Annotated in this window: 10 protein-coding genes; 4 read left to right on the top strand and 6 right to left on the bottom strand. The window is 39.2% G+C overall.

What is annotated here, in order from left to right:
- Positions 1 to 170: 170 nt before the first annotated feature.
- The 3 genes from KTH84_RS09290 to gudD all read right to left on the bottom strand — a co-directional run bounded on the left by KTH84_RS09290 (position 171) and on the right by gudD (position 4,282).
- On the bottom strand, positions 171 to 1,757 hold the full coding sequence (locus KTH84_RS09290; protein ID WP_262472938.1) for an aldehyde dehydrogenase (NADP(+)): 1,587 nt from the start codon (positions 1,755 to 1,757) through the stop codon (positions 171 to 173).
- 30 nt (positions 1,758 to 1,787) lie between these two features.
- Positions 1,788 to 2,699: a 5-dehydro-4-deoxyglucarate dehydratase gene (gene kdgD, locus KTH84_RS09285; RefSeq protein WP_262472937.1), complete on the bottom strand. Its 912-nt coding sequence runs from the start codon at positions 2,697 to 2,699 to the stop codon at positions 1,788 to 1,790.
- 248 nt (positions 2,700 to 2,947) lie between these two features.
- Positions 2,948 to 4,282, bottom strand: coding sequence for a glucarate dehydratase (gene gudD, locus KTH84_RS09280; RefSeq protein WP_262472936.1), 1,335 nt, complete (start codon positions 4,280 to 4,282; stop codon positions 2,948 to 2,950).
- Between the two features lie 282 nt (positions 4,283 to 4,564).
- Here gudD and KTH84_RS09275 point away from each other — a divergent pair, with 282 nt between their 5' ends.
- From KTH84_RS09275 to KTH84_RS09265, 3 genes are all read left to right on the top strand, one after another.
- Positions 4,565 to 5,923 (top strand): MFS transporter, encoded by a 1,359-nt coding sequence (locus KTH84_RS09275; protein ID WP_133974614.1) that lies wholly within the window; start codon positions 4,565 to 4,567, stop codon positions 5,921 to 5,923.
- A gap of 70 nt (positions 5,924 to 5,993) precedes the next feature.
- Positions 5,994 to 7,541, top strand: a complete 1,548-nt coding sequence (garD, locus tag KTH84_RS09270; protein ID WP_133974616.1) for a galactarate dehydratase — start codon at positions 5,994 to 5,996, stop codon at positions 7,539 to 7,541.
- Positions 7,542 to 7,665: 124 nt separating this feature from the next.
- A complete protein-coding gene (locus tag KTH84_RS09265; RefSeq protein ID WP_262472935.1) occupies positions 7,666 to 8,562 on the top strand; it encodes a DMT family transporter in 897 nt (298 codons plus the stop codon).
- Positions 8,563 to 8,576: 14 nt separating this feature from the next.
- Here KTH84_RS09265 and KTH84_RS09260 read toward each other — a convergent pair whose 3' ends face one another.
- Complete coding sequence (locus KTH84_RS09260) at positions 8,577 to 9,647, bottom strand: AraC family transcriptional regulator (protein ID WP_133974620.1); 1,071 nt, start codon at positions 9,645 to 9,647, stop codon at positions 8,577 to 8,579.
- A gap of 129 nt (positions 9,648 to 9,776) precedes the next feature.
- On the opposite strand from KTH84_RS09260, the gene KTH84_RS09255 reads away from it, so the two are divergent.
- On the top strand, positions 9,777 to 11,237 hold the full coding sequence (locus KTH84_RS09255) for a coniferyl aldehyde dehydrogenase (RefSeq protein ID WP_133974621.1): 1,461 nt from the start codon (positions 9,777 to 9,779) through the stop codon (positions 11,235 to 11,237).
- A 46-nt stretch (positions 11,238 to 11,283) separates the two neighbouring features.
- Here the strand turns inward: KTH84_RS09255 and KTH84_RS09250 are convergent, their stop codons facing one another.
- Entirely contained in the window at positions 11,284 to 11,652 is a 369-nt protein-coding gene (locus tag KTH84_RS09250; protein WP_262472934.1) for a hypothetical protein, read from the bottom strand.
- A 244-nt stretch (positions 11,653 to 11,896) separates the two neighbouring features.
- Entirely contained in the window at positions 11,897 to 13,360 is a 1,464-nt protein-coding gene (locus tag KTH84_RS09245) for an amino acid permease (RefSeq protein WP_262472933.1), read from the bottom strand.
- Positions 13,361 to 13,679: the final 319 nt, after the last annotated feature.

Raw genomic sequence — 13,679 nt, 5'->3', positions numbered from 1 at the left:
TCGCTTTTCACCGTCCTAAGTTCTTAAAATTAAATTGTTTTATATGGTTCATTAATCTCACGCATATATTTTAAAAAGTGAGTAACTTGTGCTTATTTAGACAGTTACATCAAACTAAATGGCTTAAATAATATGCAACTCAATACCTTTGATTGAGCTGCACAGTCTTATTAAATTGTAGCCTGACTCAGCTGTCCATTGACCAAACGAGTAATTTGCAATGGATTACTGTCTTTTAATGCATCGGGTAATAACACTTGTGGTGTATTTTGGAAACACACAGGACGCAAGAAACGCTCAATTGCACCTGTGCCTACCGAAGTTCCACGGGCATCACTCGTTGCAGGGAACGGACCACCATGCACCATGGCATCAGACACTTCAACTCCTGTCGGGAAGCCATTAAACAGAACACGACCGGCTTTGCCTGTGAGTAAATGAAGCAGTGTACCAGCCTGAGATAATTCAGCTTCATCACCAATAATGGTTGCCGTGAGCTGTCCACCTAAAGCGTCAATTCCTTTTAATAAGGTTGCCTCATCTTCTACAGCAATCACAATCGACATCGGTCCAAACACTTCATGTTGTAGTTTTGGATTGCCCGATAATAAAACCGATTGATCTGCTTTAAATAGGTGTGCTTTTGCTTGAGAAATAAGCTCAGGTTCCTGCCCTGTTGCAATCACTTCAAAACCAGATTCGCCAGTTAATGCATCAACCCCTTGACGGTAGCTTTTTAAAGTACCTTCATTCAACATGACTTGAGGCACAGCTTTTTGAGTCATTTCACTTAAAGCTGCAACAAAACGATCAAACTCAGGACCTTTCACACCCAAAATTAAACCTGGTTTTGTACAGAACTGGCCACATCCCATATTAAATGAGGCAACCGTTTCTTGAGCGATTTGTTCACCACGTGATGCAAGTGCCTGTGGCAACACAACAACCGGATTAACACTCGACATTTCAGCAAAAAATGGAATTGGCTGAGGGCGACTCTGAGCAAGGTTATAAAGTGCCATTCCACCTTCAAGTGAACCTGTAAAACCAGCTGCTTGAATCAATGGATGCTCCACCAAGTTTGCACCAACACGAGATCCAAAAATCATGTTGAATGTACCCTTAGGCATGCTGCAAACTTCAATTGCTTTTTCAATCGCTTCTGCCACAAGCTCGGCAGTCGCCATATGGCCAGAGTGTGCTTTAAACACAACTGGGCAACCTGCTGCTAAAGCCGCTACGGTATCGCCACCCGCGGTTGAAAATGCAAGCGGGAAATTACTTGCGCCAAAGACAGCAACCGGACCGACTCCAACTTTGTACTGGCGAAGGTCAACACGCGGTAAAGGTTTACGTTCTGGCAACGCAACATCTATGCGGGCACCATAAAAATCACCACGTCGTAAAAGTTCAGCAAACAATCTTAATTGACCAGTAACACGACCTGTTTCACCTTGGAGTCGAGCAAGTGGCAAGCCAGTTTCTAAAGATGCAACTTCTTGTAAGTTCGTGCCTAATACTTCAATTTGACGAGCAATTTCTTCAAGAAAAGAAGCACGTTGCTCTTGAGATGTTTGGCTATAAACTAAAAAAGCATGATGCGCAGCTTGAGCAGCTTGATCCACTTCTTCAAGCGTTGCCTGACTAAATACATAACCTGTTGGTTGATAGTCTTTTGCATTAATACTTTCTATGCTCGGTGCATTTGCAGCAATACGTTGACCATTAATAAACTGCTGACCATTATTTGTACTCATGTTTCGTCTCCAATGCCTGAACACATAAAATTATTGCGGACCTAATGTTGCGATTAGGGCAGCTAAATCGTCATAGTCTGCTTGAGTTAAATCACTCAATGGTGGACGTACAGGACCTGCATCATGCCCAACAATTTTGGCACCTGCTTTAATCATGCTTACCGCATATCCTGATTTACGATCACGAATTTTAATAAGCGGCAAGAAGAAATCTTTGATCAAACGATTTGTTGTTTCAAAGTCATCACTACGAAGTGCGTTATAAAATTCCATGGCAGTTTTTGGAATGAAGTTAAATACAGCTGATGAATAAACTGGACAACCCAAAGCTTTATAAGGCGCTGCAAAAACTTCTGCTGTTGGCAAACCACCTAAATATGACAAACGATCACCAATGGTTTGCGTTACTGCAGTCATCATGTCGATTTGACCAGAACTATCTTTAAAACCAATTAAGTTCGGGCACATCTCAGTTAATTTTTGAATTGAATCGAGATTTAATTTTGAAACGCTACGGTTATAAAAAATTACGCCAAAGTCTACTGAGTTACATACTTGCTTAACGTGTTCGATTAATCCTTCTTGGCTTGCTTCAGTGAGGTAATGCGGCATTAATAAAATACCGTGTGCACCTAAGCGCTCTGCTTCTTTTGCCTGTTCAATCGCCTGACGTGTCGGACCACCTGCCCCAGCAATAATCGGTACGCTGCCTTTACAAGTGTCTACAGCGGTCTTAATCACGTCAGAGTATTCATTTCCAGTTAACGAGAAAAACTCGCCTGTACCACCCGCAGCAAATAAAGCACTTGCACCATAAGGCGCTAACCACTCAAGACGTTTTGCATAAGAAGATTTATTGAAGTCCCCATTTTGGTCAAAGTCAGTCACCGGAAAAGAAAGAAGACCATCAGAAACAATGTTTTTTAACTCAAGAGCATCCATTAGAAAATATCCATACATGTTTATGTTGTCAGACATCTTACATCATAAATTTTATTTTAATCAATATATTTTCTCGATGAAAACTGAAAATTTTTAAAGAGATAAAACTTTTCTATAAAAACTAAATTAAATTAGACCTAAAGCTTTGTTTTATATTTAAAAGTTAAAAATTATCTAAAATTTATGCACACGCATAAAAAAGCTGCCCATAAGAGCAGCCATAAAATAAAAACAAGTTTTATTTAAATCTAACGAACCAGACACGGCTTTTTATTATTAAAGGACCAGTTTGGAATTAAAAATTGCATGGCATCAGCATCATTACGCGCACCTAAACCTTTTAATTTATAGAGTTCATGCGCTTGGTTAATTCGGTCCCAATCAAGTTCAACACCAAGCCCTGGTACAGTAGGTACTTGAATTTTACCGTCTTTAATTTCAAGGGATGCTTTAGTCAGCTGATCTGTACCTTCTTGCCAAATCCAATGTGTATCAATTGCGGTGACTTTGCCTACCGCTGCTGCTGCAACGTGTGTAAACATGGCGAGTGAAATATCAAAGTGATTATTTGAATGAGAGCCCCACGTTAAGTTGTACATATTACAGAGTTGAGAAACTCGAACCGAACCTTCCAAAGTCCAAAAATGTGGATCAGCCAAAGGAATATCAACCGCTTGCAACTGAATGCTATGCGACATTTCTCGCCAGTCTGTAGCAATCATATTGGTAGCGGTGGGCAAACCTGTAGCGCGTTTAAATTCAGCCATAATTTCACGGCTTGAATAACCTTGTTCTGCGCCACACGGATCTTCTGCATAAGCTAATACACCTTTAAGATGTTTACCTAAAGCAATAGCTTCATCTAAAAACCATGCCCCATTTGGATCAAGCGTCACACGGGCATCTGGAAAACGGCGTGCAATTGCAGTGACGGCTTCAGCTTCTTGTTCGCCGCTCAACACCCCACCTTTGAGCTTAAAGTCTTTAAAGCCATATCGGTCATAAGATGCTTCAGCTAAACGCTGTACAGCATCGGGTGTTAATGCTTTTTCGTGACGAACTTTGTACCAGTCATGGCTATGCTGAGGTGTTGTCGCATAGTCCAAAGAAGTCTGTTTTTGGTCGCCAATAAAGAATAAATACCCTAAAACCTCAACTTCACTACGTTGCTGCCCTTCACCCAGTAAACTTGCAACATTCACATTTAAATGCTTACCGAGCAGATCAAGTAATGCTGACTCATAGGCAGTCACTACATGAATTGTGGTACGTAAATCAAAGGTTTGGTTCCCTCGTCCACCACTATCGCGATCAGCAAAAGTCTGCTGGATTTTTTTGAGTAAATTCTTATATTCCCCAATAGGTTGCCCTTCCACCAACGCTTTTGCATCATTTAACGTGGCTAGAATTTTTTCTCCACCCGGAATTTCTCCAACACCAATATTTCCAGAGTTATCTTCGATAATAAGTATGTTACGAGTGAAATAAGGTCCATGAGCACCACTCAAATTGAGCAGCATGCTGTCATGTCCAGCAACAGGAATTGCTCGAATTGATTTAACGATAGGTGTAGAGGTCGCCATTAAAATACTCCTTGGCATACTGATATATTTTTCACAAATAAAACTTATAAGACATCATATGACTTGTCAATATAAACTCGCATAAAAATTATTTTTCGGGGCTACTTGCCAAAATAATATTTTTAATCATATGATGTCATACATCTAAAGACGCGGTTTTAGAACTAGGACTATAGAGTAGATACAAAATTCCGTTTTCTCATCTATTCTATCGATGAATTTGACATGACGTCACCTATTTCACGGATATGCAAATAGGTCGATTATTAAAAGAGTTTGTATATGGATAATTTGCAAACAAATATCGCTGTAGTGACTCAGCAAAGAGCCAAACATACGAAAACTCGCTATTACATTTTAGCGATGATTTTTTTGGTAACGGCCTTTAATTACGGTGATCGTGCAACCCTTTCAATGGCTGCAACACCAATGTCTCATGAACTGGGCATCGACTCGGTTACCATGGGATATATCTTCTCGGCCTTTGCATGGGCCTATGTTATTGGTCAAATTCCAGGTGGTTGGTTACTCGATAAGTTCGGTGCTCGCCGTGTATATTTCTGGAGCTTGTTTTTGTGGTCTTTATTCACAGTCTTAATTGGCTTTACCAATATTTTGGGTGATACAGCAACCATCATTACATCTCTATTTATTTTAAGATTTTTAGTTGGATTATCTGAATCACCAGCTTTCCCGGGTAATAGTAAAATTGCTGCTGCATGGTTTCCTACCAAAGAACGTGGAACGGCTGCTGCCATTTTTAACTCATCTTCTTATTTTTCCACTGTACTTTTCGCCCCCCTCATGGGTTGGCTTGTTGCAACCGTACATTGGCAATCTATTTTCTGGGTCATGGGTGGTTTAGGAATTCTACTTTCCTTTATCTGGCTAAAAGTTATTTATAGCCCGACTACCCATCCAACGGTTAACCCAGAAGAAGTGAAATATATTGCTTCAGAAGGTGCATTACTCGACATGGGTGAAAACAGCCAAAATACTAAAAGAGAAAAAATCACATGGAGTAAGGTCAAGCAATTACTTTCTTCACGCATGATGCTCGGTATTTTTATTGGACAATATTGTGTAAATACGCTCACTTATTTTTTCTTGACTTGGTTTCCTGTTTATCTTGTAAAAGAAAGACATCTCAGCATTTTAGAAGCTGGTTTTGCAGCAGTGGCACCTGCACTCTGCGGCTTTGTAGGTGGGATTTTAGGTGGGTTAATTTCGGATAAATTAATTCGCATGAATTACAGCTTAAGCTTTTCAAGAAAACTTCCTATCGTGGTCGGATTCTTGGTTTCAACCTCGATCATTATGTGTAATTACGTTGATTCACAAGCAGCCATCGTGTTCTTTATGTCGTTATCTTTCTTTGGTAAAGGCGTAGGTTCTTTAGGTTGGGCGGTTATGTCTGACGTTGCACCAAAAGAAATGGTCGGACTATCTGGTGGAATGATGAATGCATTTGGTAATACGGCAGGAATCGTCACCCCAATTGTGATCGGATATGTCTTGGCCAGTACTGGTTCTTTTAACCTTGCATTGACTTATGTAGGCGTGCATGCAATTGCAGCTGTCATTTGCTACACCGTTATTGTCGGCAAGATCCAACGCTTCGAGTTAAAACCAACATCTTAAAACTTTAGTGCTATAACGCTTGAAAAAATTAAGCGTTATAGCCCTCTTCAAATGTATACAAGGAATGATCATGCCCAAGCCTATCCTGATAAAAATTAGTCCTCTTGATAATGTCGCCATTGTGGTGAATGATGGCGGGTTGCCACAATCGACACATATTGAAGAATATCAATTGACCTTGGTTGATCATGTACCACAAGGGCATAAAGTTTTATTAGAAGAATTAAAACAGGGCGAAGCAATTATTCGTTATGGCGAAACGATTGGCTATGCCAACAAAGACTTACCCGCAGGCTCATGGGTAAATGAAAATGTGACCGAAATGCCCCAAGCACCTGAACTCGATGATTTAGAACTCGCAACTCGCCCAGATCCGAAGCTTCCTGCTCTTAGCGGATATACATTTAAAGGCTATAAAAATAAAGATGGCAGCGTAGGCACAAAGAATATTTTAGGCATTACCACAAGTGTTAACTGCGTAGAAGGTATTGTCGATTATGTCGTCAAAATTATTGAAAAAGATCTATTACCTAAATATCCAAACGTAGATGGTGTCGTCGGTTTAAATCATTTATATGGATGTGGTGTGGCCATTGATGCACCTGCTGCAATTGTGCCTATTCGTACCATCCATAACCTTGCACTCAACCCTAATTTTGGTGGAGAGATTATGGTTGTAAGTCTGGGCTGCGAAAAAATGCAACCAGAACGACTCTTAAATATTCCAAAAGAAAACAAATATATTCCCCTAGCAAATGAAGACATTATTCAGTTGCAAGATGAACGCCATAACGGATTTGAAAGTATGGTGAACCATATTTTAGCCGTAGCAGAACAACATCTGGAAAAATTAAACCAGCGTACACGTGAAGAAGTTCCAGCATCTAACTTAGTTGTAGGAATGCAATGTGGTGGGAGTGATGCATTTTCTGGAGTAACTTCAAACCCTGCCGTTGGTTTTGCAGCCGACCTGATTGTGCAATGTGGTGGCACAGTCATGTTTTCCGAAGTTACAGAAGTACGTGATGGTATTCACCTACTCACCCCACGTGCAGCAAATGAACAAGTTGCCAAAGACTTAATTCGGGAAATGAAATGGTACGACGACTATTTAGCAGCAGGTCAAGTAGACCGAAGTGCCAACACCACACCGGGCAATAAAAAAGGTGGACTCAACAACATTGTAGAAAAAGCGATGGGATCGATTGCTAAATCTGGTCGTTCGCCAATTGTAGAAGTTCTCTCACCTGGGCAAAGACCGACTAAAAAAGGATTAATTTTTGCGGCGACGCCTTCAAGTGACTTTATCTGTGGTACCCAGCAAATGGCATCGGGAATTACGGTCCAAGTCTTTACCACAGGCCGTGGTACACCTTATGGTTTAGCTGCCGTGCCCGTGATTAAAATGGCAAGCCGAAATAATATTGCAAACCGTTGGTACGACCTGATTGATATCAGTGCAGGCGATATCGCTATTGGTAAAAAAACCATTGAGGAAGTGGGCTGGGAGCTTTTTGAACTGATTTTACAAGTGGCTAGTGGCGAACAACAAACGTGGTCGGACCGTTGGGGTATTCATAACTCACTCGCTGTATTTAACCCCGCACCTGTGACCTAACAAGCTTTAAAAGATGAGGATACCCCTCATCTTTTTCACATTTTAGTTATTAATTACGACACATTTCACCAAAACTTACCATCGCTGCTAAAATAACACTGAAAATTAAGAACCTTATTTCTATATGCAAAACAAGACTGCTCCAACACTCCCCTCAACTCAACTTGGAAAAGCATTGCTTTGTCTCATGACATCGGCATTATTATTTTCCATTATGGGAGTATGCATTCGTTTTGCTTCACAAACGGTAGACAATGCCACAGTCGTGTTTTTTAGAAATGCAGTGGGTTTATTTATTTTTATTCCGATGCTCTTTAGGCAAGGACTGGACTTTGTTAAGACCGATAAGCTTTGGATGCACACTTGGCGAAGTGTCGTGGGGCTCGCTGCAATGTATGGTTTTTTCTATGCCATTGCGAACTTAAAACTATCGAATGCGATGGTTTTTAGCTACTCATCCCCAATCTTTATTCCACTCATTGCATGGCTTTTCTTAAAAGAAAAAATCACAAAATCGATGATTTTTGCTGCTGTGATTGGACTCGCTGGAGTTTTATTTGTTGCTAAACCCGATCAAGGCCTACTCAATGCATTGTCCTTTATTGGTTTAGGCGCATGTTTTTTATCAGCCATGGCCTTTGTAACTGTCAGGGCTTTAACCAGTACAGAACCACCTGAGCGTATTGTTTTTTATTTCTGTATTTTTGGTAGCTTAATTTCATCAATTCCAATGTTCTGGCATTGGCGCATTTTCACTTGGCACGAACTGGCATTACTGGTTGCCGCTGGACTTTTAGCAAACATTAGTCAGCTTTTTATGTCTTATGCGTACAGCTTAGCGCCAGCAGGACAAATTGGCCCAATGAACTACATCGCAATTGTTTTTGCAGGAATTTGGGGATTTATTTTTTGGCATGAATTACCGGATCTGTTTAGTATGATCGGCATATTTATTATTTTATTTGCCATTTTGCTCTGTAATCCATTTTTACAGAAAAAATTATTAACTCGATTTAAGTAACGGACTTAGCTCATTTAATTCATTTGCTGTATTCGATACTCATTCGGTGAAATGCCTGTCCAGTGCCGATAGGCTTTTCTAAAATTAGAGGTATCTGAAAAGCCAATTCTCTCAGCAATTTCATCTATAGATAAAGTCGTCTCTCGCAAATATTCATCCGCAAGACGGCGCCGAGTTTCATCTAACAACTCTTGATAAGTCAAACTAAAACCTGCCAAGCGCCGATGTAAAGTACGTTTTGAAATATGCAACCGCTCAGCCATTTCTTGAGCTGATGGAAAAAGCCCCGTTCCATCCAATAGTATTAAACGAATTGTTTTCACCAACTCAGGCTCTTCAGGTGCAGTAGTGCCTAACATCCGCTCACAAAAAGACTTACACATATCTGCGGTAATCGGGTTGGCATTTGGACAAGGCACATCTAGCCACTTTAAATCAAAGTGCCATTGCATCACTCCTGCATTAAACTGAACGGGACAATGAAAAACTTTTTCGTACTCTTCTGCGTAATCAGGTGCTGGATAAGGCAATAAAAGCTTCTTTGCTTGAAATGGCCCTTCAAGCACACGTTCAATTAAGGTTTGCATTGAGCTAAACCAAAATTCGCACACCAAAGGCAGAAGCTTGCCCAGTGCAATAATGTCCTGCCCTTCAAAAACAGCAGCGTCATCTCGAATATAAAAAGACTTCTTTAAAATAGGGCCTGCAAGCTTAATATGCCGAATTCCAAGCTCTACTGCTTGTCTAAAATTGCGCGAAGAATAGAGTGCATAACTATATACCCCGAAATCTGACAGCCGCTGCTTTTGTCCTGCACGTAGTCCAATTAAGGGATCGTGAGATAAACGTTGAATATTTTGAAATAACTGAATTTTTTGAAGTTGAGAAATATATAAAGAGGATTGATTCATGGTGTCTGGTGAAATATTTGTACCAGATAGAACATCTGGCATTGAATGACCTTGTGAACCCATTTCATCAAATAAACTGCTCAATCCCAGCAAATATGTATTAGAACCTAAGGATGTATTATCATAATTTCCTTCGATAATACTATTTTCATTTTTATAAAGATTATTAGGCATTTAACTTACACCATCCCTAGAGTGACGTGCATAATGGCACTAAATTACCTCTTGTTGTCTCAATTTAACATCGACCATACGACGCTTCAAGCATAAAGTATGATAAGCAAAAGTATGGAAGGAACAATAATGGAACGCTCCACTTTAAAAGAATATAGCGGCTCTGCCACTGAACATATGGAACTTATCTTTTCCAAACAACGTGCCAATTTTGAGGCGGACCCTTACCCAAGCCTTGAAACACGCCGTACAAAACTGCATCAACTCAAAAAACAAATTATTCGTTATCAAGATGCTTTAGCTGCTGCGATTAATTCTGATTTTAGTTCAAGATCACTTGATGAATCTAAGTTACTTGATCTGCTTGGTTCAGTGTTGGAAGCCGATCACGCGATTCATCATTTACGCCGCTGGATGCGTCCAAGTAAACGCCGTACCGAGCTTTTATTTTTATCAAATCGTTTAAGTGTGCAATACCAACCTAAAGGCGTGGTTGGTGTGATTGTGCCATGGAACTTCCCTGTTTATTTAGCACTTGGTCCGCTCATTGCCGCGTTAGCTGCAGGCAACCGAGTCATGATTAAGCTATCTGAAATTACACCGAACACCAATGCAATGCTAAGACGCATGCTCGCCGAAGTCTTTAATGAAGATGAAGTGGCCGTGTTTGGTGAAGAAATTACAGATCCAGCAAGATTTACCTCTTTGCCGTTTAACCACATTGTCTTTACTGGCTCTCCAGCTATTGGCAAAGTGGTCATGCGAGCAGCGGCTGAAAATCTAACGCCAGTTACACTTGAATTAGGCGGTAAATCGCCAGCAATTGTGGGCCGAAACTACCCGCTTGCCGATGCCGCCAAACGTATTACACATGGTAAAGCGACAAACAGTGGGCAAATCTGTGTAGCGCCTGACTATGCGTTGGTTCCTAAAGAAAGTATTGATGAATTTGTTGAAGCCTCTAAAGCAAGCTTTATAAAAATGTTTGGTCAAAACATCACAAACAATGAGAATTACACATCTATTGTGAATGACCGTCATTTAAAACGTATTCAAGATATTTTGACCGACGCACAAGAAAAAGGTGCACGGATTATTCCTTGTGACACTTACAGCTTTGACCAACAAGGTCGTAGAATGCCTGTACAGATTGTGCTGAATTGCACACCAGATATGCGCATTATGAAAGAAGAACTCTTTGGCCCTATTTTACCTGTGGTTGCATACGATTCTTTAGATGATGCGATTACCTATGTGAAATCGGACGAACGACCTTTAGCGCTTTATTGCTTTACGCATAGCTCAGTAGAACGCGACCGGATTTTACGTGAAACTCATTCGGGTGGTGTGACCATCAATGATTGGGGCTGGCATGTAGTTAACCATGATGCTCCTTTCGGCGGTATCGGCAACTCGGGCATGGGGTCATATCATGGTGAAGAAGGTTTCCGTGAACTTTCTCATGCCAAAACTGTTTTTATACGACATCGGTTTTTCCCGACGCAGCTTTTCCACCCTCCTTATGGAACATTCCTACAAAAATTAGCAATCCGCTTTTTCTTGAAAAAAGGCGATCCAAATATTAAATAAGGATTCAAAAAAAGCCTCGTTATGAGGCTTTTTTATTAGGTTTTACTTAATCAATGGGACGTAATAGAAAATTATGAAATTTACAGATCTTTATATAAGTATCTTCAAATAACTTTTCCATTTTAGGATTTCCATTATGATAGTCATCCCAAAATACTCCACTAAATTCTTTAGGTTCAATAGCAGTAGTTATGGTATCTTCCTGTTTATAAAATGAAATTTCCCAACCTTCAGGTATACTAGGATTAATTATTTCAAATTTAGAAATTTCTACAATAACAGGGGTACCGTCCGAATCACGGCGAACAGATACCTTTGTTTCATTTCGATATTCATTAAATTGCACCCCAAAACAGATGTATCTATTCCCAATAGTAAAATCGTACAAATTACTATCGTTACACTTAAGTATCATGGGTTTACTATTCCTTTTACTTTGTAATCTTTAGTTTTAAAATCAATTTAATTCATTTTAATATCTATGCCTATATTTAAAATCCTGAAATGCATTTCAGTCCTTATAAAAATTTTCTGAGTAAGTTTATTATTAGAATTTGTAACCCTAATCAAATTATCTTGAACAAAAAATTATAAGTTATTATTTTAAAAATAAAAAGCTAGGTCTCCCTAGCTTCGATATAAAGATTACCACACTCAATTTAAATATAATCAACCTTTTGTGCTTTTAAGATATCAAGCTGCATCATTTTTTTCTTTTTATATTTATAGGCAATAAACAAACCAATAAACCAGATTGGTGAACACTCAAGTGCAATTAAAGTGTCATGATCTAAAGCTAAAATTACGATAGTGAAAACTAAAAACAGCATCGTAAACCATGCCATAAATAATCCACCCGGCATTTTATATTGAGATTGAATATGTAATTCAGGGAATTTTTTACGATAGGAAATATAAGAAAGCACAATCAGCATGAATGTAAAAATACATAAAATTGAAGTGAGTGCTGAAATAATTGTAAACGCAGTCATAACATTTGGAACAATAAATAAAATAGATGTTCCCGCCGTCACACAAGCCATAGAAAACACAAGCCCTCTAATTGGAACCTTACTTTTCGATAATTTGCTAAAGCTTTTAGGTGCATCGTTGTCCAATGCTAGGCCATATAACATACGGCTGGTCGCAAAGATTCCACTATTGGCCGAAGATAGCGCTGAAGTTGCTACAACAAAGTTGATTAAACCCGCCGCAATTGGCAATCCAACCAAAGTAAACATTTCTACAAATGGGCTTTTTTCTGGTGAAACTTTTGCCCAAGATGTGACCGCAATAATACAAACCAATGCACCCACATAGAATAATAAAATACGTAAAGGAATAGAGTTAATGGCTTTTGGAAGTGATTTATGCGGGTCTTTGGTCTCAGCAGCAGTTGTACCCACAAGCTCAATACCCACAAACGCAAATATGGCAATTTGGAAGCCTGCTAAGAAACCTGTTACACCATAAGGAAACATAGATTGTGTTTCAAACAAATGGCTAACCGATGCCTTAACACCATTAGGAGAAGTAAAGCCAGTACTAATTAAATAGATACCCGCAAGAATAAACAGAATAATGGCTGTAATTTTGATGAGTGAAAACCAAAACTCGAGTTCACCAAATAGCCGAACGGCCACAAAATTGAGTATGGTTAAGATTGCCAATGAAGTAAATGCAGGAATCCAGACGGGTAAATCGGGATACCAAAACTGCATGTACCCTCCGATCACAATCACGTCTGCAATAGCAGTAATAATCCAGTTACACCAATAGGACCAGCCCAGAAAAAAACCTGCCCACGGACCTAAATAAGCCGTTGCAAAATCTGCGAATGTTTTAAAATTAGTATTCGCCAGCAGCAACTCGCCCATTGCTCGCATTACGAAGAAAAAGAAGAAACCAATAATTAAATAGGTTAATACAATTGAAGTTCCTGAAATGCTTAATGTTTTACCGGAACCCATAAATAATCCAGTCCCGATTGCACCGCCAATCGCAATCATCTGAATATGACGATTGGTTAATGAGCGTTGCAATTTCTCTTCTTCTTGCCCAGTCATGTGTTGACTACCAAGAAGATCTCCTTCCAGGAATTGCTTTCCGTTATTCTTACTCATGTAATATTTACTCCAATTTATAGCAACCGTCGTAAATGCTTTAATAATAAATAAATTATATGATTATTAATTTAGTCCATTAAATCATGTTAATAATATTATTAAATCATTTAAAACCTTATAAATTCCTTTTTAAAAGCTATTACTTATAACAATAAAAATTAATCATAAACCCTTTCCTTCATTATTATATTAGCCTGACCTCTATCAATATAATTTCGGTAGATAATTAAAATATATGAATGAATTAAATATTTTAATTATCTGTCTTTTATAGAATAGCGGCAGGCTAATGAATTCCAGCTCAGCGAGCAAGATT

Source organism: Acinetobacter sp. WU_MDCI_Abxb74 (assembly GCF_025513915.1).
Taxonomy (GTDB): domain Bacteria; phylum Pseudomonadota; class Gammaproteobacteria; order Pseudomonadales; family Moraxellaceae; genus Acinetobacter; species Acinetobacter calcoaceticus_C.
This window is presented reverse-complemented; position numbering and strand designations above follow the sequence as displayed.

Coding starts and splice junctions, on each gene's coding strand:
- gudD (WP_262472936.1), bottom strand. CDS start 4,282: ATGGCGACCTCTACACCTATCGTTAAATCAATTCGAGCAATTCCTGTT.
- KTH84_RS09275 (WP_133974614.1), top strand. CDS start 4,565: ATGGATAATTTGCAAACAAATATCGCTGTAGTGACTCAGCAAAGAGCC.
- garD (WP_133974616.1), top strand. CDS start 5,994: ATGCCCAAGCCTATCCTGATAAAAATTAGTCCTCTTGATAATGTCGCC.
- kdgD (WP_262472937.1), bottom strand. CDS start 2,699: ATGGATGCTCTTGAGTTAAAAAACATTGTTTCTGATGGTCTTCTTTCT.
- KTH84_RS09245 (WP_262472933.1), bottom strand. CDS start 13,360: ATGAGTAAGAATAACGGAAAGCAATTCCTGGAAGGAGATCTTCTTGGT.
- KTH84_RS09265 (WP_262472935.1), top strand. CDS start 7,666: ATGCAAAACAAGACTGCTCCAACACTCCCCTCAACTCAACTTGGAAAA.
- KTH84_RS09255 (WP_133974621.1), top strand. CDS start 9,777: ATGGAACGCTCCACTTTAAAAGAATATAGCGGCTCTGCCACTGAACAT.
- KTH84_RS09260 (WP_133974620.1), bottom strand. CDS start 9,647: ATGCCTAATAATCTTTATAAAAATGAAAATAGTATTATCGAAGGAAAT.
- KTH84_RS09250 (WP_262472934.1), bottom strand. CDS start 11,652: ATGATACTTAAGTGTAACGATAGTAATTTGTACGATTTTACTATTGGG.
- KTH84_RS09290 (WP_262472938.1), bottom strand. CDS start 1,757: ATGAGTACAAATAATGGTCAGCAGTTTATTAATGGTCAACGTATTGCT.